This window comes from Ekhidna sp. (assembly GCF_040220215.1).
GTDB lineage: Bacteria > Bacteroidota > Bacteroidia > Cytophagales > Cyclobacteriaceae > Ekhidna.
The window spans coordinates 568465-593607 of the sequence record NZ_JAVJTR010000011.1 but is presented as its reverse complement, the minus strand read 5'-3'; the positions used below and the strand labels follow the sequence as shown (position 1 = coordinate 593607).

25 protein-coding genes and 1 tRNA gene are annotated in these 25143 nt (G+C 40.8%); 13 read left to right on the top strand and 13 right to left on the bottom strand.

The features are described from left to right. Positions 1-7: 7 nt before the first annotated feature. Positions 8-1066 carry an efflux RND transporter periplasmic adaptor subunit gene (locus RIC88_RS07080; protein WP_350216821.1) on the bottom strand — a complete coding sequence of 353 codons (1059 nt, stop codon included), beginning with the start codon at positions 1064-1066 and terminating at the stop codon, positions 8-10. Between the two features lie 69 nt (positions 1067-1135). Next, complete coding sequence (locus RIC88_RS07075) at positions 1136-2554, bottom strand: MFS transporter (protein ID WP_350216820.1); 1419 nt, start codon at positions 2552-2554, stop codon at positions 1136-1138. Positions 2555-2785: 231 nt separating this feature from the next. On the opposite strand from RIC88_RS07075, the gene RIC88_RS07070 reads away from it, so the two are divergent. The 8 genes from RIC88_RS07070 (at position 2786) to RIC88_RS07035 (ending at position 9347) form a co-directional block, all read left to right on the top strand. After that, positions 2786-3316 carry a helix-turn-helix domain-containing protein gene (locus RIC88_RS07070; protein WP_350216819.1) on the top strand — a complete coding sequence of 177 codons (531 nt, stop codon included), beginning with the start codon at positions 2786-2788 and terminating at the stop codon, positions 3314-3316. 74 nt (positions 3317-3390) lie between these two features. Continuing rightward, complete coding sequence (locus RIC88_RS07065) at positions 3391-4038, top strand: helix-turn-helix domain-containing protein (protein ID WP_350216818.1); 648 nt, start codon at positions 3391-3393, stop codon at positions 4036-4038. Between the two features lie 11 nt (positions 4039-4049). Next, positions 4050-6299: a heavy metal translocating P-type ATPase gene (locus tag RIC88_RS07060; protein ID WP_350216817.1), complete on the top strand. Its 2250-nt coding sequence runs from the start codon at positions 4050-4052 to the stop codon at positions 6297-6299. An 11-nt stretch (positions 6300-6310) separates the two neighbouring features. Beyond that, positions 6311-7345, top strand: coding sequence for an FAD-binding oxidoreductase (locus tag RIC88_RS07055; RefSeq protein ID WP_350216816.1), 1035 nt, complete (start codon positions 6311-6313; stop codon positions 7343-7345). Positions 7346-7436: 91 nt separating this feature from the next. Further along, positions 7437-7649: a heavy-metal-associated domain-containing protein gene (locus RIC88_RS07050; RefSeq protein ID WP_350216815.1), complete on the top strand. Its 213-nt coding sequence runs from the start codon at positions 7437-7439 to the stop codon at positions 7647-7649. Between the two features lie 279 nt (positions 7650-7928). Continuing rightward, the gene (locus RIC88_RS07045; RefSeq protein WP_350216814.1) at positions 7929-8057 is read left to right on the top strand and encodes a hypothetical protein; all 129 of its coding nucleotides are present in this window, start codon (positions 7929-7931) and stop codon (positions 8055-8057) included. Positions 8058-8064: 7 nt separating this feature from the next. Beyond that, complete coding sequence (locus tag RIC88_RS07040; RefSeq protein ID WP_350216813.1) at positions 8065-8880, top strand: GNAT family N-acetyltransferase; 816 nt, start codon at positions 8065-8067, stop codon at positions 8878-8880. 11 nt (positions 8881-8891) lie between these two features. Beyond that, complete coding sequence (locus RIC88_RS07035; RefSeq protein WP_350216812.1) at positions 8892-9347, top strand: GNAT family N-acetyltransferase; 456 nt, start codon at positions 8892-8894, stop codon at positions 9345-9347. 259 nt (positions 9348-9606) lie between these two features. Here the strand turns inward: RIC88_RS07035 and RIC88_RS07030 are convergent. Further along, positions 9607-9680: transfer RNA gene (locus RIC88_RS07030), tRNA-Arg, on the bottom strand. A 252-nt stretch (positions 9681-9932) separates the two neighbouring features. On the opposite strand from RIC88_RS07030, the gene RIC88_RS07025 reads away from it, so the two are divergent. After that, on the top strand, positions 9933-10655 hold the full coding sequence (locus RIC88_RS07025) for an outer membrane beta-barrel protein (RefSeq protein ID WP_350216811.1): 723 nt from the start codon (positions 9933-9935) through the stop codon (positions 10653-10655). On the opposite strand, the gene RIC88_RS07020 is transcribed toward RIC88_RS07025, so the two are convergent. Beyond that, the gene (locus RIC88_RS07020; protein WP_350216810.1) at positions 10652-11254 is read right to left on the bottom strand and encodes a phosphatase PAP2 family protein; all 603 of its coding nucleotides are present in this window, start codon (positions 11252-11254) and stop codon (positions 10652-10654) included. The two genes, RIC88_RS07025 and RIC88_RS07020, sit on opposite strands and share 4 nt — an antisense overlap. Before the next feature lie 8 nt (positions 11255-11262). Beyond that, positions 11263-12699 carry an RNA polymerase factor sigma-54 gene (rpoN, locus tag RIC88_RS07015; protein WP_350216809.1) on the bottom strand — a complete coding sequence of 479 codons (1437 nt, stop codon included), beginning with the start codon at positions 12697-12699 and terminating at the stop codon, positions 11263-11265. A gap of 149 nt (positions 12700-12848) precedes the next feature. Here rpoN and asnS point away from each other — a divergent pair, with 149 nt between their 5' ends. The 4 genes from asnS to RIC88_RS06995 are packed head-to-tail and all read left to right on the top strand — an operon-like array spanning position 12849 to position 15852. Beyond that, the gene (asnS, locus tag RIC88_RS07010) at positions 12849-14303 is read left to right on the top strand and encodes an asparagine--tRNA ligase (protein ID WP_350216808.1); all 1455 of its coding nucleotides are present in this window, start codon (positions 12849-12851) and stop codon (positions 14301-14303) included. Positions 14304-14359: 56 nt separating this feature from the next. Next, positions 14360-15178, top strand: coding sequence for a sterol desaturase family protein (locus RIC88_RS07005; protein WP_350216807.1), 819 nt, complete (start codon positions 14360-14362; stop codon positions 15176-15178). Between the two features lie 35 nt (positions 15179-15213). Beyond that, the gene (locus RIC88_RS07000; protein ID WP_350216806.1) at positions 15214-15447 is read left to right on the top strand and encodes a ribbon-helix-helix domain-containing protein; all 234 of its coding nucleotides are present in this window, start codon (positions 15214-15216) and stop codon (positions 15445-15447) included. Then, positions 15448-15852: a type II toxin-antitoxin system VapC family toxin gene (locus RIC88_RS06995; protein WP_350216805.1), complete on the top strand. Its 405-nt coding sequence runs from the start codon at positions 15448-15450 to the stop codon at positions 15850-15852. It begins immediately after the preceding gene. A 7-nt stretch (positions 15853-15859) separates the two neighbouring features. On the opposite strand, the gene RIC88_RS06990 is transcribed toward RIC88_RS06995, so the two are convergent. From RIC88_RS06990 to RIC88_RS06955, 8 genes are all read right to left on the bottom strand, one after another. Continuing rightward, positions 15860-18508 carry an ABC transporter permease gene (locus RIC88_RS06990; RefSeq protein ID WP_350216804.1) on the bottom strand — a complete coding sequence of 883 codons (2649 nt, stop codon included), beginning with the start codon at positions 18506-18508 and terminating at the stop codon, positions 15860-15862. Beyond that, positions 18495-18827: a PadR family transcriptional regulator gene (locus tag RIC88_RS06985; protein WP_350216803.1), complete on the bottom strand. Its 333-nt coding sequence runs from the start codon at positions 18825-18827 to the stop codon at positions 18495-18497. The genes RIC88_RS06990 and RIC88_RS06985 overlap by 14 nt, the downstream gene beginning before the upstream one ends. 118 nt (positions 18828-18945) lie before the next feature. Further along, complete coding sequence (locus RIC88_RS06980) at positions 18946-19545, bottom strand: porin family protein (RefSeq protein ID WP_350216802.1); 600 nt, start codon at positions 19543-19545, stop codon at positions 18946-18948. A 90-nt stretch (positions 19546-19635) separates the two neighbouring features. Then, positions 19636-20541: a Cbp1 family collagen-binding glycoprotein adhesin gene (locus RIC88_RS06975; protein ID WP_350216801.1), complete on the bottom strand. Its 906-nt coding sequence runs from the start codon at positions 20539-20541 to the stop codon at positions 19636-19638. A gap of 13 nt (positions 20542-20554) precedes the next feature. After that, positions 20555-20719 carry a hypothetical protein gene (locus RIC88_RS06970; protein ID WP_350216800.1) on the bottom strand — a complete coding sequence of 55 codons (165 nt, stop codon included), beginning with the start codon at positions 20717-20719 and terminating at the stop codon, positions 20555-20557. 10 nt (positions 20720-20729) lie between these two features. Next, complete coding sequence (locus RIC88_RS06965; protein ID WP_350216799.1) at positions 20730-21233, bottom strand: hypothetical protein; 504 nt, start codon at positions 21231-21233, stop codon at positions 20730-20732. Positions 21234-21355: 122 nt separating this feature from the next. Continuing rightward, positions 21356-22714 (bottom strand): sigma-54-dependent transcriptional regulator, encoded by a 1359-nt coding sequence (locus RIC88_RS06960; protein WP_350216798.1) that lies wholly within the window; start codon positions 22712-22714, stop codon positions 21356-21358. Then, positions 22714-25107, bottom strand: coding sequence for an ATP-binding response regulator (locus tag RIC88_RS06955; RefSeq protein WP_350216797.1), 2394 nt, complete (start codon positions 25105-25107; stop codon positions 22714-22716). The genes RIC88_RS06960 and RIC88_RS06955 overlap by 1 nt, the downstream gene beginning before the upstream one ends. Positions 25108-25143: the final 36 nt, after the last annotated feature.

The window sequence follows — 25143 nt, the reverse complement described above, 5'->3', positions numbered from 1 at the left end:
GATCGTATTATTTAGAAGTAACTATTTGTACAGGTGTGCCTTCACCGGTTCTGAGAAGGTTGGAAATCATCACCGTATCGCCATCAACAAGTCCTTCAGAGATCAATGCCTCTGACTCGCTCCGGTTGCTTAGTTTGACACTGGTAGACTTAGCTACACCGCCTTTAACAACAAAAACAGAATACCCGCCAGCGCCTGGAATCAGAGCTTCCGTTGGTATCTTGATCCCAAGATTATTGGACGAAGAAGTTGAATAATAAACCCTTGCTGACATGCCAGGCTTCAACTGTCCGTCCTTGTTGTCGGCAGTAGCGTGGACTGTTAATGCCCTTGTTTGGGTATTGATCTCGGATTCAATTGCGGTTATTTTCGCGTCGAATTGCTCATCAACATTCGGAAGAGAAAATGAAATCTTCATGCCTGTTTTGACCGCTGACGAATATTTTTCCGGAACCGAAAATTCAATCTTTAACGGGTTAACTTCATGAAGTTTCACAAGGGTCATTCCAGGATTGGCAAGTGAGCCCGTAAAAGCCCTTGTTATACCAGCAATTCCTGAAAATGGAGCTGTGATTTGCGTCTTTTGTATTTCAACCTGTAGAAGGTCTTTTGATGCCTGTAAGGAGATCAAACGGGCATTAGCAATGTCGAACTCCTCCTGACTTACCACATCATTCTTCAATAAAGCGGAAATTCGGTTTTTGTTGATAATTGCCAACTGAAGGTCAGCATCAACTTGCTTAAGTCGTGCCATGAGATCAGCATCATCAAGCTTGTATAGAAGTTGACCTTTGGTAACATAGCTACCATCAGTGAAACCCACATTAACTATTTTTCTAGATACTTCACTGACCACCGCTATTTCTCGGTTGGAAATAGCAGAGCCCGAAACAACTTCAATTTGATCGATTGATGTGGCAGAAACCACCTTCACATCGACAGGTAGCTTAAAAGGTTCAGCTATATTATTGCTTACTTCTGCACTAGCACTTGAACAACTCTGAATCGCAATGACTATCACTGCAAACAGTAGGTTCAAGTAGATTTTAGTTCTTGAATTTTTCATAAACTTTAAGTTTTTTTTTAAAGAAGGGCCCTTGTTAAAACAGGGACCCTTGAATAGATTTTTCTCTTATTATTTCGGTGATTTAATACCAACTACGGCCACCAAAGTCCCAAGCACACCAATAATGGCAGCTGTTCGGAATGCACCCTGAAAACCTTCAGTCAGTGCTTCTTTTGAAACCGTTCCGTCAATAGACAATCCGTTGGTGATGGCTATGGCAATAGCCACAACAATCGCTAAACCAATAGCAGACCCCACCTGATATGTAGTGTTCACCAGACCTGAAGCCAATCCGGTTTCTTCTGGCTTTGCACCCGACATGGCGGCCATAGTTCCGGGGATGTATGCCAGTGACATACCAATAGCACCAAGTAATGAGGCACCCAATACATCTACAAGGAAATTTCCATCTACGGATACTGTCGAAAACCACACGAGTGAAGCAGTTAGTACAATCAGTCCGGCAACAAGGTTATTTTTCACCCCAAAGCGCTCAATCATTTTACCACTCACGCCAACCATTAGGATCATGATCGCAATGGTCATAGGCAACAGTGCCACACCTGACCAAAACGCGGAGTAGCCAAGCGTTTGCTGTAAATAAAGGTTCAGATAAAACCACATTGGAATCCATGCACCTGCCATCAGCGCCATCACCAGATTGGCAGCAGACAAATTAGGAGCTTTGAAGATGCTCAATGGAAGTAATGGAGATTTGGAATTCTTCTGGATCGCAATGAAAACGATTAGTAACACCAATGCAATCGCAAACAAGCTAATGGTAGTTAAAGAACTCCACCCATTTTGCTCCACCATGACAAGGGTGTATACAATTAGCATGGTAGCAGCAGTTACCAGAATGGCACTTAGATAATCAATTTTGCCACGAACTTTACTTCCATTCATCAATAGAGATGCACTGAACAGCATGACAATTATTCCCATAGGGATGTTGATGAAAAACACCCATCTCCATGACATGTACTCGGTAAGTACACCACCAAGGAAAACACCGGCAGAACCACCGGCCGCAGCAGAAGCACCCCAGAAACCAAAAGCTTTTCCCAGCTCTTTTGGATCAGTGAAGATGCTCATAAGCAAGTTCAGTGCTGCAGGAGCAATAAGGGCTGAACCCAGTCCTTGCAATGCTCTTCCCACGTTCATAGATGTTTCTGACCAGGCCAACCCTGTTAGTAAAGAAGCCAACGTAAGAATAGAAAAACCCCAAAGAAAGATGTTCTTTGAGCCATACAGGTCGGAAAGCTTTCCGCCCAAAAGCAACATACCCCCCAATACAATCACATAAGCATTGAAGATCCACTGCAATGCGGATGGGGTGTAGTTTAATGCACTTTGAATGGCAGGAAGGGCTACTCCAATAATGGAAGTGTCCATAATCACCATAAACTGTGCAGTACACAAGACCGCCAAAGCTGCCCATCTTTTCTCGAAGAGCGTGCCGGCGTTTAATGACATTGAATTTGACATAATTGTGAAATTTATTTTCACAAAATTCCGACAGCCACTCATGAGCTACTTTACACAATTGCCTCTATTGATTGCACAATTTTGATACTGGAATTGTTATTGACTTTATAAAGGAGATAGTTGTTGAAATAGCAATCCTCATCCTATTTATTTACCTTAACTAAGTCAATTTGAAAGACGTTGGAAATCACTCAGCTACATATTAAAAACATGGTTTGTCCCCGATGCATTATGGTGGTCAAACAAGCCTTTGATCAGATTGGAGTTGAACCTTTATCTGTTGAACTGGGGGAGGTGAAGCTGAATGACGAATTGAATTCAGAACAGCAAAAGCGTTTAGACGACTTGCTGCAAAAAAATGGTTTTGAGCGAATTGATGATAAGAAAGTCAGGCTCCAGGAAAAGATCAAAACCCTGATTATTGACACCATCCATCATAAAGATCCTTACGATACCCATATCCAATGGTCTGCTTTTCTGGCAGATCATCTCAACTATGATTACAACTATTTGAGTGGTCTTTTTTCGTCTATGGCGGGTATTACATTAGAGCAATACATCATACGTCAGAAGATGGAAAAAGTGAAGGAGTTTCTATTTTATGATGAATTATCGGTGAAAGAAATAGCTTACAAAATGGGTTTTAGCAGTGTGGCTCATCTGTCCAATCAATTCAAAAAAGTTATCGGAATGTCACCCACTGAATTCAAGAAAAGTATTCAAAATACCCAGTCAAGAAAGTCACTGGACCAGATCATATAATCTTGCAATCCTTCCTGGTGATTATGTAACGCTTTCGGTGCTTTTCGTACGCAACTTTGATAAAAATTGGTACGATGGAAAGCACTCAAGTCAATATCAAAGGGATGGTTTGCAGTCGTTGCATTTACACCATCAGGGAAAGCTTGCAATTGGCCGGAATGTTCATTCGGGACATCTCATTGGGAAAAGTCGCATTTTGCAAGCCGATTGCTGAAATCGATAAGGTAAAAATTCGGTCCATTCTTTCGGACTTAGGCTTTGAGCTTATTTCAGACAAAAAAGAAAAACGTCTGGAAGAAATTAAGGCATTCATTCATACATGGATTGAGGAAGGTAGTGGCAAGGATTCGAATTTGTCACTTTCTGAAAGCCTTGCAAGACATTTTATCATACACTATGACTCCCTTAGTGAACTATTCTCTCAAATGGAAGGTAAGTCCATTGAGAAGTATCACATTGAGAAGCGTTTGGAAGCTGTAAAGGAATTGCTGGTATATACCGATCTATCCTTATCAAAAATTGCTTTCAAAAAAGGATTCAGCAGCGTTCATCATCTTTCAACTCAGTTCAAGAAAGTCACAGGCCTGAATCCCTCCCACTTCAGGGAGATACAAGCTGCAAAGGCGCAGGTTCTAAATCAAAATTCAATGCAAAATGATGCAATCCATATCGGTAATTATGTAACAGATAACCCGGAGGTCGATCTGAACTTTGCAGAGTAAATCAAAATAAAATGGAAACAGTAATAGAAAAATCAGCCAATATAACCAATGAGGTTATCAAGGAAAGCTTCCCGGTGACAGGGATGACCTGTGCGGCATGCGCCTCCAGTGTGGAGTCCATGATCAGCAATACACCAGGCGTCACCATGGCGAGTGTAAACTTTGCAACAAACTCCGTATTGGTGGAGCGTGAAAAATCAGTGACATCTGAGATGCTCCGTCAGGCAGTACAGGCAATAGGTTACGACCTGATCGTGGACGAAGTAGATCCATCCGCAAAGCAGGAAGAGTTACAACAGAAACATTATAAGGACGTAAAAAACCGAACCATCTGGTCGGCACTGCTCACGCTACCGGTCTTTATCATAGGGATGTTCTTCATGGAGTGGAACGAAGGGCGATGGATATCCCTTACACTGACCATCCCCATCCTTTTTTGGTTTGGTCGCAGCTTTTACATCAATGCTTTCAAGCAGGCAAAACATGGTAAAGCGAATATGGACACCCTTGTGGCTCTAAGTACCGGAATCGCATTTATATATAGCCTATTCAATACATTATTTCCTGAATTCTGGCACAGCAAGGGTATTCATCCTCATGTCTATTATGAGGCGGCTGTTGTGATTATCACATTTATTTCATTGGGTAAACTCCTTGAGGAAAAAGCTAAATCCAATACCTCATCTGCTATCAAAAAGCTGATGGGTCTTCAACCAAAGACTTTAAAAGCCCTGATTGATGGAGAAGAAGTAGAGATTCCAATTTCATCTGTTCAGGTGGGTTATACCATTATTGTCAGACCGGGTGAAAAAATTCCTGTGGATGGCGAGGTGATCAAAGGGGAGTCTTTTGTGGATGAAAGCATGATTACGGGTGAACCCATTGCCGTTTCAAAAACAAGTGGCGACAAAGTATTCGCCGGAACGATCAATCAGAAAAGTTCATTCCAGTTTCGGGCAGAGAAGGTAGGTGGAGAAACGCTCCTTTCTCAGATCATCAAAATGGTACAGGAGGCGCAGGGTAGTAAGGCACCAGTGCAAAAATTGGTAGACAAGATCGCAGGCATTTTTGTGCCAATCGTAGTAGGTATTTCCATTGTTACATTCATCACGTGGATGTTGGTTGGTGGCGACAATGCGTTCACACAAGCTCTGCTTACTTCCGTTGCGGTACTTGTCATCGCCTGTCCGTGTGCGTTAGGACTAGCTACTCCAACTGCCATCATGGTAGGAGTGGGCAAAGGTGCTGAAAACAACATCTTGATTAAAGACGCAGAAAGCCTGGAACTTGCGCATAAAGTGAACGCAGTGATCCTGGACAAAACCGGCACCATCACAGAAGGCCGGCCTGTTGTGACAGATATGATTTGGGACACCAACGATTCAGATGTGCAAAAGTCTACGCAGATTCTCCTGGGAATGGAAGCCGTTTCTGAGCACCCATTAGCAGAAGCAGTGGTCAACAAATTGAAAGAAGACCACATAGAGGCTGCTGAGGTATCCTCTTTTGAAAGCATCACAGGTAGGGGTGTCAAGGCAGTTTCAGGGGACGTCATGTACTTCGTTGGAAACCGCAAGCTGATTTCTGAAAACAACATTAGCATAAGTCTACCGCTCAATCAAAATGCCGGCTGGTTACAGCAGGAAGCTAAGACAGTCATCTATTTTGCCAATGAGCACCAGGTGCTTGCGGTGTTGGCCATAGCTGATCAGGTGAAGGCCAGTTCCAAACAGGCTATACAAACACTGCAGGATCGGGATATTGATGTTTACATGCTTACAGGAGACAATCATCAAACTGCCGGAGCAGTGGCAGAGCAGGTAGGATTAAAGCATTTTAAAGCAGAAGTGATGCCATCCGAAAAGGCAGACTTTGTCAAAGAGCTACAGGCTCAGGGAAAAGTGGTGGCCATGGTTGGTGACGGAATCAATGATTCTCATGCCCTTGCACAAGCTGATGTCAGCATCGCGATGGGTAAAGGATCTGACATTGCCATGGATGTGGCAAAGATGACACTGATCACATCAGATCTCATGTCTATCCCGAAGGCATTGAACCTTTCCACTAAAACCGTGATGGGTATTCGTCAAAACTTGTTCTGGGCATTCATCTACAACCTGATCGGTATCCCGATTGCAGCCGGTGTGCTCTATCCATTCAATGGATTCTTACTTGATCCAATGATAGCCGGTGCAGCCATGGCTTTCAGTTCAGTTTCTGTGGTGGCCAATAGCCTTCGATTGAAAGCTTCCAAACTGTAAACAGTACAGCTATGCAAGTGCAGGTGAAAATCGAACAGATCATTCAGGAAATCGGGGACGCTTTTACGCTTGAGTTGGAGAACCATCCGGAGATTGCTAACTACAAGCCGGGTCAGTTTTTGAATTTCTTCCTTGACATCAATGGTGAGGAAGTTGTGAGGCAATACTCCTTCTCAACTTCCCCATATCTCAATGAAAAGCCCGGCATTACCATCAAACGTGTACCAGGGGGGTTGGCCTCCAATTATCTGGGAGACCAACTCAAACCCGGAGATAGTATTGAAGTAAGCACACCAAATGGTCGCTTCACTACATCTACTAATAATGGACGTCAAATACTGATGGTGGCTGGAGGAAGTGGGATCACTCCGCTCTACTCGATACTCAAAACGATTCTGGCAAGTGAGTCAGACAGCATTATCAGCCTCTTTTATGCAAATCGAAATGCTGATTCGATTATTTTCAGAAATCAATTGGATTCATTCGAAAGGCAATATGAAAGTCGCCTGAAAGTGACTCATTTTCTATCGGAAAACAATAATGAAACGCTTGATAATGCAATTTATCGAAGATTGAACCCAAAGGACTTTCAGAAGTATATAGATACCTATTGGAAGCAAAATCCTGAAGCCTTCATTTGTGGACCTGATTCCATTATGAAGATGTCGCAGGATTCCTTGATCAACCTAGGTGTTCCGGATGAAAGGATTAAAACGGAGGCATTTGTAGGGTCAGGTTTTGGGGAAAATGCTGCTGGTCATGAGGAGGCTTTCACTGAAGTAATCATTGAGAACTTCAATGGAGCACCGGTCACTTTCAGCGCCAACCGAAACCAGTCTGTACTAAAGTCAGCTTTTGATGCTGGTTTTCGATTGAAACATTCCTGCCAGGAGTCTATGTGTGGAGCTTGCAAAGTCAGGTTACTCTCGGGTAAACTGAACATGAAAACCAATTATGCTTTACCGGATGACGAATTGGATCAGGGCTATGTATTGCTATGTTCAGGGTTTCCGGAATCAGATAAACTGGAATTGCAATACGAATAAAATTATGTAACCCAAAGCAGGAAAAATGTAAAAATTCAGGCTATTGAATAAGCGAAATTTGAAGCATATTAAACAATCAAAATAAAGGACAATGAGTACGTTAAAATTCAAAACAACGATCAAGTGCAGCGGTTGCCTCGCAAATGTGACTCCACACCTCAATGCTGCCCACGGCATTGAAAAATGGGAAGTGGACATCATGAATCCAAATAAGATTCTGACAGTAGAAACTGCCGGAGCATCGGAAAGTGATGTGATCGCAGCAGTAGAAAAGGCAGGATATACTGCTGAAAAAGTAAGCTAAAATTCGTGATTAGGTTGGGTTGTAAAAGGGTGGCTTAGGCTGCCCTTTTTTTAGCCTGGCTTGCAAGTAGTTGCTCGATGGTGCTGATCTTTTTCCTGATACCTATTCTTCCGACCACATCGAGGTGGCCATAGAAAACCAAAACTATCTGATCCTTGAAACCAAACGATTCGGGATAGGATGGTTTAAAATTCCTTTCAAATTTTATTTAACCTGGACATATCTGTTTGCGATCCATTTACGTAAAGGACGAAGCACTGCACCTCTCAAAACTGACAAATGGAAAAAAATGTTTTTGACAAAGAAAATCCGAGTGTTATAAGAGCAGCACTTGTCAATTTGCGCACCACAGATAAAGACATTGAAAAAGTTATCCGATTGCTTGAACAATGCGCCATACTAAAATAGAGCTCCAATGATTGAAATAAAGACACTGGAGAAAACCCCAATTCAAGATATTATTGACTGCCTGCTGGTGGCTTTTGAAGGCTATTTCGTTCAGATGCCATCCGATCTCCATTTTTGGAAAAACAGGTTAAGGAATGCCGGGTTTACCCCGGAAATGTCCTGGGGCGCTTTTTCAAATGATCAATTAGTTGGATTCATTTTGAATGCATCTGGAACTCAGGAAGGATTACTAACTGTTTTTAACATGGGAACCGGAATCCTTCAGGATTTCAGAGGTCAAAAGCTAGTGGACCGAATGTATGAATTTGGGTTACCTGCGTTGAGAGAGAAAGGAATAAAACGATGCTCCCTGGAAGTGATCACCAAAAACGAGCGTGCAATTACCGTCTATCAACGCATCGGCTTCAAGATATCTAAGATGTTGAAATGCTACAAAGGAACGATTTCATCAACGTTTCCGGTAGTTAATCTGGAATCTGATTTTGATAAGGCAGATCTTCAATATTTCAATCATTTATACTCCTGGGAGAATAATTATCAAGCCGTTCAACGAGGGCAAGATGATTATGTATGCTATCTGGTGAGGTCACACACCTCTATGGAATCAATTGGTCATTTTGTTATTAACCCTCAGTCTGGGTACATCCTTCAACTGGAGGCGTATTCCGGTGACTGGCAAAGTGTATTTAATGGAATTAGCCAGGTTAATACTAGTATCAAAATCAACAATATTCCGGTAACCAGAACGGATTTAATAAACTTCCTGAATAGGTCAAATATTGAAAATCACATCGATCAATTCACGATGGAGTTAGGTATTTAAAAACAATAATAATGGATATTATAATCAGAAATGCCGAAGAAGCTGATAGTGATCAATTATGGATATTGATGAGGGAGTTGGCTGTCTTCGAACACTATATTGACGATTTTGCCATCACCCCGGAAATTGTAGCTCATAGTGGGTTTCGAAAAGAACCACGAGATTTTCATTGTCTCGTCGCTGAGGTAAATATGGAAATTGTAGGAATGTTGGTGTATTATTTTCTGCCGTATACGGCTCAAAACCGTCCGGCCATTTACATGAAGGAGCTTTATGTTCAGGAGGTGTATAGAGGACAAAATATTGGCCAAAAATTAATGATCGCCTTGAGAAAAGAAGCGGAGGCAAACAATTGTAAGCAAATAAAATGGACGGTGGCACCCTGGAATGAAGCCGGAATCAAATTCTACCAAAGGCTGGGTGCAAAAGAAAATCAGGATTGGCTTAACTATGAATGGAGTGTTTAATTGATGAGGTAATCGGAATCGCGAACCTCCAAGGAAGATCAGAAATAAAAAAAATCGATGCTGACGCACCGATTCTTTTCATTCTTCGTGAACTCGGAGGGATTACCTTCGGTGATCCCTAGCCATTCAGAATTCCGAGAAGAAAATTTAAATCATTTCACGATTTCTTTTTTTAATTTAATTCCTCTCTGAAACAATGTTTCGTTCGACTTAAATAAAAAAAAGCCCAAGTCTTTCGACTTAAGCTTTCTTCTCTTCGTGAACTCGGAGGGATTCGAACCCCCAATCTCCTGGGCCGTAACCAGGTGCATTATCCAGTTGTGCTACGAGTCCATTTGCACTTTTTCCCTTTAAACTCCCAATCTTCCGACTGTAACGTCGTGATGTATACTCTCGATAATTATCAGGAGTGCTACGAGTCCAACAGGAGCGCAAAAGTAACAATTATGCTTTAAAATTTTCGTTACTGCTCCATGATTCTATCTTTGCCGAAATTTTTCTAACAGAGGCAACCAATCATTTAACATTCGTTAAGAACATAAAAAGAGAAAAAGCCTCTTCTTTGCAGGAAATATGAATAAAAATATGAGATACGTATACGGAGTACTTTTCACTCTTTTGGTAATTGGTGCTAGCGCCCAAGATGGTGGATTGAAAAGACCAGATCTTCCCGGAGAATTGATGGTAGATGTGGGCTTTAATGTGTGGTCTTCTATGCCTGGTGACCTTGAACGAAAAACCTGGAGATCAAAATCCATAGGCCTTTACTATGCTAAACGAAAAGCTCTTAACGGAAAACTTTCTTTCAATTACGGGATTGGATTAGGGCTTGAGAAAATGAGTCTGGGTGATACCGTTACATTGGCAAGCAATCTACTTGACAATAATGGTACAGCTAACAACCAAGATGATGATTTCATTAGATCAGTCGCAATCATCACAAATCCTGAAAACTTTGATAAAAATAGGTTGGCAATGACCTATCTGGATTTACCAGTAGAGTTTAGATTCCATCCGTTTGGTACTGAAGATGGTGAAGGACTTTTTATCGGAGCTGGAGGTATTGTTGGGATTAGACTCAATGCACACACCAAATGGAAGTACGAAAACAATGGTGAAACGACCCGTGAGAAAGTGTCCGGTAAGTTTAATTTGAATTCTTTCAGATACGGATATCAGATTAGAGGAGGTTTCAGAGGAGTCCACTTTTTCTACAAGAGATACCTTTCTAATGTTTTCAATGACGAATTTGAAGATGGAAGCAATCCGGTGATGACCACCATTGGTATCAACGTCACAGGATTCTAAAGAAATAATACAATGGTCAGGTAGCTGTATATGAAGCCAAGAATGGCACCTGACCATACTTCTTTTGGTTTGTGGTAGCCAAGATATAACCGACTTGAGCTTGTCAATCCGGCTGCCAGAATAAAGCCAAAATAATACCATCCGATGATGACTCCCAGATGCAAAACCAGAGCTGTCAGAAATCCAACCCCACTCCATATTGCTGCAGAGTGAATGCTGACCTTAAACCATGTGGTTATAATCAGCAGGATTAAAATCAAAATGGAAACACTGATCATTACAGTCATGAATACGGGCCCCATCTCGAGTTTGTCCGAAAATAGGTAGGAGGAGGCGCCATAGTAGAAAGCGATAAAGATGAAAGGTCTTATCCGTTCACTCCGTTGGGTTAATTCCAGGTTAGTGATAAAGGAAAATGTGCGAAGAAGAAGAAGACTGAGTGCAGGCATCAAGCATGTGGTGATAAAAACCACAAGTACGAACTCAGGTACGATCTGCGGCATAACTCGTGGGAATAACTCAGGAGTTTTAGTAAACAGTATCGCACTGAGATAGGTCGCCATCAGCAACGGGTGGAATACCACCGAAATTATCTTCATGAATATCTTCAAAGCTCTTTTCTGAGGCGTGCCACAGGTATGTTTAGCTGCTCCCTATATTTGGCTACTGTTCTTCTGGCGATGTTGTAGCCACACTCTTTTAGTGCTTTTTCTAATTTTTCATCGGATAGTGGTTTCGATTTGTCCTCAGCTTCAATGAAAGATCGCAGCTTGTTTTTCACTTCCCGACTGCTCACATCTTCACCTGATTCGGTCGAAATGCCTTCGGAGAAGAAATATTTAAGTGGAAACACCCCAAACTCTGTTTGTACTGACTTGCTACTCGCCACCCTGGACACAGTGGATATGTCCATGTTTATACGTTCTGCAATATCTTTTAGGATCATCGGCCTCAACTTACTTTCATCTCCCTCAAGAAAATATTCATACTGAAAGTCGATGATGGCCTGCATGGTATTTAGCAGCGTTTGCTGTCGCTGGCGAATGGCATCAATAAACCATTTGGCTGAATCCAGCTTTTGCTTGATGAACGAAACAGTCTCTTTGAGTTTTTTATCTTTTTTGTCACTCTTGTCATAAGCCTGAAGCATTTCGGAGTATGAGCGACTTACTTTTAGTTGTGGAGCGTTTCTTGAATTGAGTGATAACTCCAGTTTTTCATCATTATTTACCAGTATAAAATCAGGAATGATATACTGTGTTTTTACAATATCATCTCCTGTTCCACCAGGTTTGGGGTTAAGCTTCGTAATCAGATAGATAGCCTCTCTAAGTAAGTCCTCATTGTCAATGCTAAGCTTCCTGGCTATTTTATCGTAGTGTTTTTTAGAAAATTCATTGAAACAACTATCGATAATTCTTTTTGAGATTTGAACGATTTCACTATCCTCATCTTTTCTATCCAATTGAATGGAAAGGCATTCCTGAAGGCTCCTCGCGCCAATTCCGGCCGGATCAAAATTTTGAATTTTGTAAAGCAAACTTTCCAACTCTTCCTCATCCGTTTCTACTCCTTGTGAGAAAGCCAGGTCATTTACGATCGCTTCTAATTCCCTTCTGATATAGCCATCCGAGTCAATGCTCCCAATTAACTGACGTCCAAGAATCTCTTGCCTCTCATCTAATTTCAAATACCCAAGTTGCGAAATGAGGTGTTCGTGCAAGGTTTTTCCCATAGAGATCGGAGACTCTTTGTCTTCTTCATCAGGGCTTCTTCCGTCCCCCTGCATTTTGTATCCCGCATAGTCATCTTGCAAGTAGTCCTCTATCCCTTCTGTAGTACTATCATACTCCTCCTCGAATTCATCCGTCTGTTCATCTTGCTCTTTCTCTTCTTTTCCTTCTTCCAATGCAGGATTGATCTCCAACTCCTCCTCCACACGTGCCTCTAATTCTGCAGTAGGCACCTGCAATAGTTTTATAAACTGAATCTGTTGGGGAGACAGTTTTTGTTGAAGAGATTGAGTAAGTGAGAGTTTTTGCATTTTAAAGTCCTAATTAGTGCCCCCTGAGTAAACTCTAGTAGCATAATATTTAATAAAGTCTTACAAAGAGGCAAGCCTAAAAGTATAAGACCTCACTAATTGAGCCAAAAATATCACATTCGTTACTTTTGCCGCGCAAATATTTAAAGATGGTGAACAAATTTAGAAGAACAAAAATCAGGCAAATTCTGCACGATGGAAAATCAGGAGCAGAATTATGTGTAAAAGGTTGGGTAAGAACAAAGCGCGAAAGCAAAAATGTAGCCTTTGTAGCGCTGAATGACGGTTCTACCATCAATAATTTACAGCTGGTGCTGGATGTTCCAAAAATGGAAGAGCAGCTCCTAAGAAAAATTACAACCGGGGCGAGTATTTCTGCGATCGGAAAATTGGCTGAATCTCAAGGTGCAGGACAGTCGGTAGAACTTTTAGTAGAAAATATTGAGGTGTTGGGTGAAGCACACCCGGATGAGTATCCACTTCAGCCAAAGCGTCATTCGTTGGAGTTTCTTCGCGAGATCGCTCACCTAAGACCAAGGACGAACACCTTCGGAGCTATTTTGAGGATTCGCCATGAGATGGCTTATGCGCTCCATACATTTTTTCATAAAAAAGGTTTTTTCTATCTCCACACGCCAATTTTGACTGCATCAGACGCAGAAGGTGCAGGAGAGACATTTCGGGTGACGACAATGGACCTGAACAACGTACCTAAAAATGATGAGGGTGAAGTTGATTATAAACAAGATTTTTTCGAGAAAGAGACAAACCTGACTGTATCAGGACAACTGGAAGGGGAGTTGGCAGCATTGGCTATTTCAGAGATTTATACGTTCGGACCAACTTTCCGCGCAGAAAACAGCAACACTACCCGTCATTTAGCGGAGTTCTGGATGGTGGAACCTGAAATGGCTTTTTATGATTTGGAGGACAATATGGATTTAGCTGAAGAGATGCTCAAGTTCATGGTGAAGCATGCGTTGGAAAATTGTAAGGATGACCTTGAGTTCTTGAATAAGCGTGCGCTTGATGAGGAACAGCAAAAGCCTCAGAATGAACGAAGCGAAATGTCATTATTGGAGAGACTGAAATTTATTGCTGAAAATGAATTTGAGCGTGTCACTTATACAGAGGCTATTGAAATCCTAAAACGCTCCAAGCCAAACCAGAAAAAGAAGTTTCAATACCTGATAGAGGAGTGGGGTGCAGATCTTCAGTCTGAGCATGAGCGATTCCTGGTGGAAAAGCATTTCAAAAAACCAGTAATCCTTTACAACTATCCGAAGAATATCAAAGCATTCTACATGCGACAAAACGATGATGGAAAGACCGTAGCTGCAATGGATGTATTGTTTCCCGGAATCGGTGAAATAGTTGGCGGTTCCCAGCGCGAAGAGCGAAAAGCAAACCTGGAAACACGTATGGACGAAATGAACATTCCAAAAGAAGAGCTTTCGTGGTACCTCGACACGCGAAGATTTGGAACAGTTCCTCACAGTGGATATGGACTTGGATTTGAGCGTATGATCCAGTTTGTTACCGGCATGGGCAATATCAGAGACGTCATCCCTTTCCCACGTACGCCGGGTAATTGCGAGTTTTAGAAACATTCATTTAGAGTCCTCTGTTGTATATTCGTTAAAGAATTAACCAGTATACCATGGAGGACTTTCTTGTCTTGTTTGAAAATATGCCTGCCATCCAAAAACTTGCTTGGGTTGTAGCATGTTTGCTTTTCGTGTGGATTTTGGAAGCTGCAATTCCATTGGTCCGACATGAATACAAAAAATGGAGACATGATGGGATCAACCTGGTTTTCCTTTCTTTTTCACTGGTAATCAATGTTTTGGTTGGCATTGTAACTGTAGGCGTTTTCTTTTGGGTAAGTGAGGCCAACGTCGGGTTGCTCCAATGGGTAGACCTGCCATTGTGGGCTGAATTGCTGATTGCTGTGATGGCCCTTGATTTTATCGCACAATATGTAGTACACTATATGTTGCATCGGGTGAAGTGGATGTGGAAGTTTCATATGGTACATCATAGTGATACAAAAGTGGATGCAACCACCGGAACTCGTCATCACCCCGGTGATTACTTATTGAGGGAATGTTTTGCCATTGGTACGGTGATCGTTTTTGGAATACCGGTTTCATTTTATGTATTCTACCGGATTTGTACAATTTTCTTCACCTACGTTTCACACGCAAATATTTCTATACCCACTTGGTTGGATAAGCCGCTGAGTTATTTATTCATTACACCAAATGTTCACAAATTCCACCACCATTTTGAGCGCCCATGGACAGATACCAATTTTGGAAACATCTTTTCTCTTTGGGATCGAATTTTTGGCACCTTCGTGTATGATGACCCCCGAAAAATCAAATACGGCTTGGATGTTGCAGATGAAACAAAAGATGAGAGTATTAGCTATCAACTTGGTTTGCCATTGAATAAGTCCATCAAAACGGATTACTAGTCTTTTCGTATAATATATTATAATATATTTGTATAATGAACTTATCCATTTATTTACCGAATAAGTTGAAAGAGCAATTTGAGGCCTATGTTCAAAGCAAAGGGATTTCTCGAAGTGCTGCTTTTAGAAAAGCTATCGAACTTCTTTTGAAGCAAGATAAAAATACATCATGGGGAAAGTGGATGGATAAGTTTGAAGGTGATCCATCACTAGAGCCATTTGAGAAATCAAGAGATAACCTAAAAGCTCCAAATCAAGCCATTTTCTAAGTGAATTATCTTTTAGATACCTGCGTCGTTAGCGATTTTGTAAAAGGAGATAGGCCCACATTAAAAAAACTGCAATCACTTTCCCCGCTTCAGGTAAAAATATCGTCCATTACTGCGTATGAGTTGCATTATGGCTTATCGAAAAACATCAATTTAAAGAAGGATATCAAAGACGCAGTTCTAGGGTTTTTAAAGGATATTGAAATTCTTCCATTTAAAACGGAAGAATCAATAATTGCAGCTAAAATCAGGGTCAATCTAGAGAGCAACGGAAGACCCATAGGCCCCTATGATGTTCTAATAGCCTCAACTGCTTTGGGAAATGACTTAACCCTCGTGACATCAAATGTCAGCGAATTTCAAAGAATCCCCTCACTAACAATAGAAAACTGGAGAGAAGGCTAACTATCCCTCACTCACATTTCAACGTCTCCACAGGATTAATAAAGGATGCTTTCATCGCGTGATATGCGATCGTAACCATAGATATTATAAAGGTCACTACTCCGGCAATTATAAAAGGCCAAAACGCTATATCCACCCGAAAAGCAAATCCATTTAGCCATTGATTTAAAGAATAGTATGCGAGTGGGATAGCTATAAGGAAAGCTACTGCGATCAATAGCATAAATTCTTTTGAAAGAAGCATCAATATTTGTGAAGTGTTGATGCCCAACACTTTTCGAACCCCAATCTCTTTTGTTCGCTGCTCTACACTGAAGGTAGCTAACCCGAACAATCCTAAACAGGCAACAAGAATGGCCAGAATGGAGAAAATGAGCGTTACGCTGCTAAGTTTTTGTTCAGACTTATAGGAATCATTTAAGCGATCATCGAGAAAGAAAAAATCAAATGGTCGGTCAGGAAGGACGGAAGTCCATGCGGTACCCAAATCGCTAATGGCACTTTGGGTTTGTTGCCCATCTATTTTCACTGCTACATATTTTATGAAGAGATTAAAAGCACCGGGGTGTGTGTTCAACGTAATTACCAGGGGAGCAATAGGATGATGTTTTGAGGCAAAATTGTAATCTTCCACCACTCCAACGATTTGACCTCTAAATTCACCTTTGAACTTGAAACGTTTGCCAATAGCTTCTTCGGCACTCCAGCCAAGAGTTTTGGCCATGGTTTCATTAATCACAAGTGCCAGCGAATCATCCGTTTGGATGGTTTGATCATAGGCTCTGCCTGCAGCCAAAGGAATATTCATTGTTGAGATAAACTCATGTCTTACATTAAATCGGGGAAACGGTTTTGACTGCTCCATGCCTTCAAATTGATAGTTACCCACTTGAAATTTTGCACCCACAATTTCTTCCACAGCGGTCATTGATTTAACATGAGGACTCTGAATGGCCATCGTCTTGAAGCTTTCATAATGGTTTCCCATTGGCGATTGGATAACGGGTATCATCACCACATTCTCTTCATCAAATCCTGCGTCCTTATTCTGAAGAAAGTTTAGCTGACTCAGCACAATCAAGGTACCAATAATCAGCATGATAGAAATGGAAAACTGTGAGGTTACCAGGATCCTTCTGAACAAAAGTCCACTGGTCTTTAAGTGGCCATTCTTTAGCACTAACACTGTTTTGAAAGAAGACAATACAAAGGCCGGATAAAACCCGGACAGAAGCCCAATGATCAGCCCGGAACCAATAAGTCCAAAAAGAAAAATCGGCTCCAGTAAAATCGCCAGGTTTACAGATTTCTCAGTGAGTTGATTAAATCCAGGGAGTACAATTGCTACAATGACTATTGCAGCTATCAATGAGAAAAATGTTAGTAGAATTGACTCGAAAATAAATTGGTTAATGAGTTGAGACTTGGGACTTCCCAGAGATTTGCGGACGCCTACTTCCTTGACACGCTTATTAGCTCTTGCGGTACTGAGGTTTATAAAATTGATTGAAGCAATGATTAAAACTATAATGGCCACAAGCCCGAATATGTACACATTCTTTATGTCACTATTTGCGGTGATTTCATAGTCCAATTTGCTATGCAGGTGAATATCCTCAATAGGTTGAAGCTGAAGTTCAATATCCTCTTTTACAAAATCGGGAAAATATTTCAAGACAAACTCAGGTAACTGAGCCTCAAAGTCTTCTTTGTTGGTGTTTTCTTCCAACACAATGTATGTCCAGCATGGATTCCAATACCAGGTAGTCGGATATCCCCCTCCAAAAGCCTGCTTCAGCGTAGAGAATGAAACGATAAAGTCGAACTTAAAATGTGCATTATTTGGTGTGTCTTCAAGCACTCCGGTAACCAATAGGTTTTGATTTCCCTGAAACTCCAATGTCTTACCCATTGGGTCTTCATCACGGAAATATTTTTTTGCCATGGATCGGGTGATCAAAATGGAGTTTGGTTCATTCAGTGCCGTATTCTTATTCCCGGCAATCATCCTGAAATCAAATACATCAAAGAAGGTTGAGTCTGCGAAGAAGATATTTGATTCGTTGAAGCCCTTATCTGCTGCTTTGTTCGTCAGTGCTAGTGATGGAGACTGGAAATTAAAAAAACGTACTACCTGTTCTACTTGCCTGTCAAAATCAACCTTGAGCGCTGGACCGGTAGGGAAGGGTAAGCTTGCAGAATGTTCGCCGACACCTTCGCTTTCAAATTTTTCTATAACCCGATAAATACGATCAGATTTAGAATGAAAAGTATCATAGCTCAACTCATCATAGATGTAGAAACAAATGAGCATACAGCAAGCGAGACCAATGGCCAGGCCGCTAACATTTAACAATGAATAGACTTTTTGCCTGACAAAAGTGCGATAAGTGATTTTGAGATAGTTTTTGAACATGGCAATTTGAGTTAAGTTTTGACTTCTTTTTTTAAATGCAAAAGGGCGAAAGAGACCTAATACATCGAGAATGAATAAAAGATCTGCTTTCCATTTCTTCATGTTTTCAATACGCTCCTCATAGAGCTCATACACATCACCTCTTAGAATCTCCAGGTGATCATCATGGCAAAACCAGCCCAGGAATTTATCTGGCCACTTTGGAGGATTCAATGAGTTGGTGTTTCTATTCTCCGGCATAGCTGACTTTAGGTAGCGTATGATATAGTGCAGATCTCAATTCATAAGACTGATCCAATGCCTTCCTCCCGAATGCGGTGATTTGATAGAATCGTTTTCTGCGTCCACCTCTTTCTGATGTTGCTCCTCCTTCATGCGAATCAATAAACCCTTTCTTCTCAAGCCTGTTTAATGCAGAATGCAAAGCTCCGATACTGGGGCTCCTTTTGGTTCTTTCCTGAAGCTCTTTCTTAATGGAAATACTGTAAGCATTTTCATTTAAAGAGCCTACCAACAAGAGAACCAGCTCTTCAAATTCACCTAGTTGTGTATGTTTCATTTGAAAGGATATACGTTTGATCATTCAATTAGTTTCCTAATCGTATAACAAACAATATTAAATTAAAAAAGCCCTCCCTATACTCGGGAAGGCTCTTCAGATGAGGACAAGACAAGTCTTAAAAGTCAAATGCTACGTAAAGTTGAAAGACTGAATTCTTTGCATTATTGGCTGCTTCACCTGCAAAAGATCCGGACTTGCCGATCTCTCTTAATCCATAGTTATATCTTAGCCCGATTTGACTTGCATCAAATTCGATTGCTGCACCACCGGAAAGACCATAGTCAAAAGTGTTGAAGTCATCCCGATCTAATTGTGCTACCTGATTAATATTTCCGTCTGAATCAACATCTTTGATATTAGCACCAACAAGGAAACCAATGTATGGACCAATGTGAAGGTTGAAATCTCCCACATGCCCAACGAAAAGTATTGGCATCTCCAGGTAATTCAGATTGTATCGATATTTGCCACTTCCGAGTGCGCCATTATAAATGACCTCTGCACCTTTATTTGAATAGTTTAGCTCTGTCTGAAGTGCTCCACTTGCCGCCTGATGCCATAAACCCAGATTAAGTCCGATCTTCATGTTTTCGTCGCTCACGTCATCCACGTAAAGGTTGGAGAAGTTTGCCCCGCCTTTTATACCACTTCGTTGAGCCATTAATAATCCTGAGGTGATAAAAAATATGCTTAATAATATTGCTTTAGTTTTCATGTCGTTTCGAGTTTTAAGCTTGAAAATAATTTAAAAAGAAGGGCCCACTGGTACGTGGGCCCTTAGAGTCACCACAACCCATAACTGATCCTAGCTTTTAACAGCTACAACCAGGTATTTTGATATTTCCCAGAACTTGTCCGGGTTTTTGATATCTATATACTTGATCACTTGGCCTTCTTTTACAATCTCATAAGAGTCTGAAGGGTGCTCTGTGATCAAATCAACTTTTTCAGCATCAACAATCAAACGATTTGTTGTTCGAATGTCTATTTGGCTGAATTTGTCTTTAGCCGCATCCGGATCAAGTTCATTGGTTTTTCCAAACCATAGAAATCCACCTTCTTTAGAGACAAGTCCGTCTTCAATAAGTGACTTTTCAGACCCTATGGCAAAGAATGCTTTGTTAAGCTTTTCTTGCTGCATGTTAATTTTCGTCATTTGTGTGCCCAGGGTTTCTTCCTGTGTTTCTACGCGATACTCCAGGGATTTAATGTCGGAGGTCATTTCAGCAATCGCCACATCTTTTTGCTTCAATTCATCTCTTAGTGTGGCTATCGATTTTTTCCGATCTTCCAGTTCACTCGCAAGTTGATTTACTCTATTCTTAAAAGAATTAAGATTGATGTTCGCATTGTCGAGCTTAGCAACAAGCTTTGCTACCGTCTCATTCGTTTGCACAATCAGACTGTCAATCATGCTCATGTCTTTGACCATCTGCTTTTTATCTGCGGATGTAAAGTCGCTGGTATTGCTGACCTCAGATAATAGGTTTTCACGTTTTTTAATTCGCTCTATTTTATTTTCTACCCCATACATGATGTCAATTATTTCATTGTAGGCAGAATCCCTTTTTTGTAGTTCTTCTTCTAGCTTAACCGATTGTACGGTTAATTCTTCTTTCTCTTCTTGCATGGAGATAAACACCGCTGCAAGACCTATGGTAATGGCCAAGCCAATTACCACGGCTAGTATGTTTTTGGTTTGCTTATTCATAATTGATATATGTTTAAAATTTTACTTGATTTAGAATTGATTTGACCCATCTTTTTAATGCGCTCAATCTGAATATTACCGGAACTCGTTCTTCATAAGTATCTCTATAAGTACTTAAGTGTGCGATTGTGCATACCACAATTCCGAGTAGGATGTATGCAAGTGCTATTAGTTCCATGATTCATTGATTAAAAAGTTACTTTGATTCCAAGTCCAGGGTCGAGAGCGATGAATGCATCGCCATCAGTTGCTACCTCAAAGAATGGTTTGAAGTCCAAACTCATTGCAATAGGTACTTCCTGTATTTTATATTCGATTCCGAAGATTCCGTCTATTCCAAATCCTACTTCGGAAGTCTCTCTTCTATAGAGACCGTCATTTCTCACTACGTCTGATTGAGTAGCTACATGGCCACCAATACCGTAATACCAATTCAATCCCGGCTCTGAAAATGCCGGGGCATATCTTTCCACCAATAAAGTAGCCGAGAAAGCATTCGGGTAAAATCCGATAATACCTTCAAGTGCTTTATTGGATTCTGTGAAATGTTTGATTGTCAACCCGGAGGTACCTAATCCTCGAACACCGATAGCGGTGTTGTAACTGGTTCCGGTTTTTAATTGCTGACCTACTGCAGGAGTAGAAAGAAAGCCAACTAAAATTAGGATTGATATCGATTTTATATATTTCATGCCGTTTGTTTTAATTCCGACTATGAATACTCAATCGATGTGCCTTAAAATTAAACCACTAGTAATCAGTAAGTTATGATTAAGACAAGATGATGATATTTCTCAATTTGAGAAAATGTATCTTATTGAGAGGATTCTTTCTCTTCTTTCAGCAACCGATAGATGGTGGATTGGCCTATATCAAGCTTTTCTGAAACTAGCTTGATGTCTTCATTGTATTTTTTTAGGTAAGAGTGGATAATACGCATTTGATATTCTTTCATGCTCATCTCTTCTGATAAAATATCTGCTAATACATCCTTTTGGGCAAATGTGATATCATCCGGCATGATTTCTTCACCGTCTGCCATTACCATAGCCAGTTCTACGATGGACTTTAGCTCGCGTATATTTCCGGGGAACGAATAGTTCATCAGTTTTTGCATGGCTTCTTTACTAAAGGTCTTTAATTCCTGATCGTTTTCGTTAGCAAATAGCCCTGCAAAGTGTTTGGCTAGGATGATAATGTCCTTATCCCTTTCCCGGAGTGGCGGTAATTCTATTGGCAATCCAAAAAGGCGGTAATAAAGATCTTCTCTAAAGTTACCATTTTTCACCTCTTGCTGTAAGTTTCGGTGAGTTGCAACAATTACCCTACAGTCTACTTTGATAGTAGCTGATCCGCCTACTCTGATAATTTCTTTTTCCTGCAATGCGCGGAGTAATTTCGCTTGCAGTGCAATATCCATTTCTCCGATTTCATCCAGGAAAAGTGTGCCCCCATGAGCTTGTTCAAATTTCCCAATGTGTTTTCCCGTAGCTCCTGTAAAGGAGCCTTTTTCGTGACCAAAAAGCTCACTTTCAACTAAGTCTTTGGGAATAGCACTCATATTTACAGGAACAAAAGGCTTGGTTTTTTGCCTGCCATTATAATGAATGGATTTAGCAACTACCTCCTTTCCTGTACCCGTTTCACCTGTGATCATCACAGTGATATTAGTAGAGATTGCTTTTTCGATCAAACGAAAGACTCGTTTGATATCGGGACTCTGACCTATGATATTAGATTGAAACTCATACTTCTTCTCAACCTCTTCCTGCAAGGATTCAACCCTCGCTTCTAATTTTTTATTCTTACCCAATTTGTTCAATACATGGATTAATCGATCACGTATGTCATCTGTTTTGGTAAGGTAATCGTAAGCTCCTTTTTTGAGTAGGTTTATGGCAGTTTCAATGTCCTGTTGCTCAGAGATTATGATAACCTCAATGGAAGGATCAATAGCTTTAATCTTATCAAAGAGCTCAGATCCAGAGTAGTCCGGTAGGCGGAAGTCAAGCGTGACAAGTTGTGGTTTGTCTTTCAGAGCAGCGAGCATGGAAGCACCATCCTCAAATGCTTTGACATGGTGATCTGGATTTAAACTAAGCGTATGAACGAGTAGTTTTCTATACCATTCGTCATCTTCTACCACAAATATTTTGAATGATTGTTCGCTCATTATTTCCCCTTTTTCTGTAAATGTAATTGAAGCGCCTCAACGAGATTTTGAGTAGATGATTTGATTTTTTGATAATCCTCTTTTGAAATTGGATCAGCTGCCCGGGCGCTTGTTTCTTGCTTTTTCAGTAGACTTACCAGCTCATTTGCTCTCAGGTGCCTGGCTGGGGCTATGATTTTGTGCAGCACTTCAGCAGCATCCTTCCATTGCTCCTCTTTAACCCTTTTGTCTAGCTGACGTAAATTCTCATGCGTACTGGTTATGAAGGTTTCTACCATGTCTAATACGAATGCTTCATCACCCATCTTATTGAGGGCAACCAGGTCGAACATTCCTTCAACGTCTTTTGGCTGTCTTTCTTGTTTCATGTTGGATGATATATAGGTTTCTTTTATTAGCGATAGGAGGGTTTCAGCATCAAATGGCTTTCGCAACACATCAACAATACCTGATTCATTGGCTTCTTTTAGATCTTGATCCGACACGGTTGCTGTCAAGCCAATAATAGGTGTTTTTGCATTGATCCCTTTTTCCGCATTCGTTTTTTCAGCCACCTGAGGGCCGTCCATTTCAGGCATTCTAAAATCCATCAGCACAATGTCATATTTCTTTTTTTTCAGGAGCTCATAAGCTTCCTTTCCGTTTTCGGCAATATCAAATGTGACATCATGTTCTTTGAAAATAGCAATTAGTAGCTTTCTGTTAAATGCCTCATCATCAGCAATGAGGATGTGCATATTACTCAATTCTATTTCTTCCATTACGGAATTTTTGACGGCCCTTGTGTCTTTGTCAGCCAATAAATAGGGTAGGGTTACTGTAAAAGTGGAGCCTTTTCCTTCGGTACTGTCCACTTTTATTTTGCCTCGGTGAATGGTCACCAATCTTTTAGTAATGGAAAGTCCTAGCCCGGTTCCTTTACGCTTGTCATCACGATTGACCTGCTCGAATTCATTAAAGATGTGTTTTTTTCGCGTCGATGGGATACCTATCCCTGTATCCATAATTTCAAAAGTGATCTGTATCCCTTTTTTTGTGATTTTTTCCTGTCTTGCTGTAACATAAACCCCTCCCTTGTCGGTAAACTTTATGCCATTATAGATGATGTTCAGAAGTATTTGTCTGAGACGATATGGGTCTCCAATCACAATTTCTGGTAGGTTTTGAACCTCATACTCCAGCCTCAGATTCTTTTCTTCGGCTTTATCTTCCAGAAGTTTTATTGTATCATGGAGTAGCTCAGCCGGCTTGAAAGGCTTCCTTGCCAGCTTGATTTTGCCGCTTTGAAGTTTAGAAAAATCCAGGACATCATTGAGGATATGATTTAAGTGCTCGGTGGATTTGTCTATGATTCGAAGATGTTCTTCCTGTTCCTGATTTAGATCAGTTTTTAGTAAAAGTTTAGCAAATCCACCAATGGCATTCATCGGGGTTCTGATTTCATGACTCATATTGGCCAAGAATTGTTCTTTCTCCTTCGCAAGTTTTAAGGCGTTTTTGCGAGATGAATCCATTGCTTCCTGATGCTTTTTTGTGCGGAGAATATAGATCACCAAAACAGAAAAAGTGATAAGCAGCAGAAGCGGCATCACAATGCTGAACATGGTGACATACTTGTTAGTATATCGGGCAATTTCCCTGGCTTTTGCAGCGTGATCCCTTATGCGGTTTAGTTCCCATTTTTCCATTTCGGCAAGGAGGGATGAAATTTGAGTCTGAATTTCCTGATGGTCCTGCTGAAGTGAAAACTCTTTTAACTTTTGTTTATATGCCCTTCGTTGTGATCGATTTGCAATTGAGTCAAGTTGACTATTAATCAAATCTTTATATTCATTCGACTCATAAATATCGACAGTATCTGAAACGATTACTTGCTCATCTTTCCCAAAAAGACTTTGCAGAAACCCACGCTTTTTTCGAAGGAGGGTGTCTTCTAAAATTTGCTTGGTTTGAATGTCATTTAGTTGCAGTTTCAGATTGGCAAACGTTTCTTCCATTGACTCATAATCGAGATCAGCAACCTGAGATAAAACTGTTCCTTTGTTCAGAATTAGGTTTTGAAGTGAATCCAATGAATTAAGGACAACTCTATCATCATTTTGCTTTTTGAGTGTATCTATTATTCGAACAGCAGATGCTATGCTTTTTTTGAAATTATTCATGTACAGGTCTTCGCCTGTGTACACATATCGCTCCATGGAGTTTTCAACTGCATGAAGTTCAAGCGTGATATTATTAAGTAAGAGAAGATTTATGTTTGGTTCAACTTCCTTTTCTAAAGACCCAATTATTTGGTCAAGGTTTTTATAAGTAAAAAACCCCAGGAATGCAGCTCCAATGGTTAGTACCAAAAGTGAGGAACCCAGTATATATGGGAATCGATTTCTTTTCAAAGATATTTTTTCAGACAAAGGTGGATAGTTGTGTGA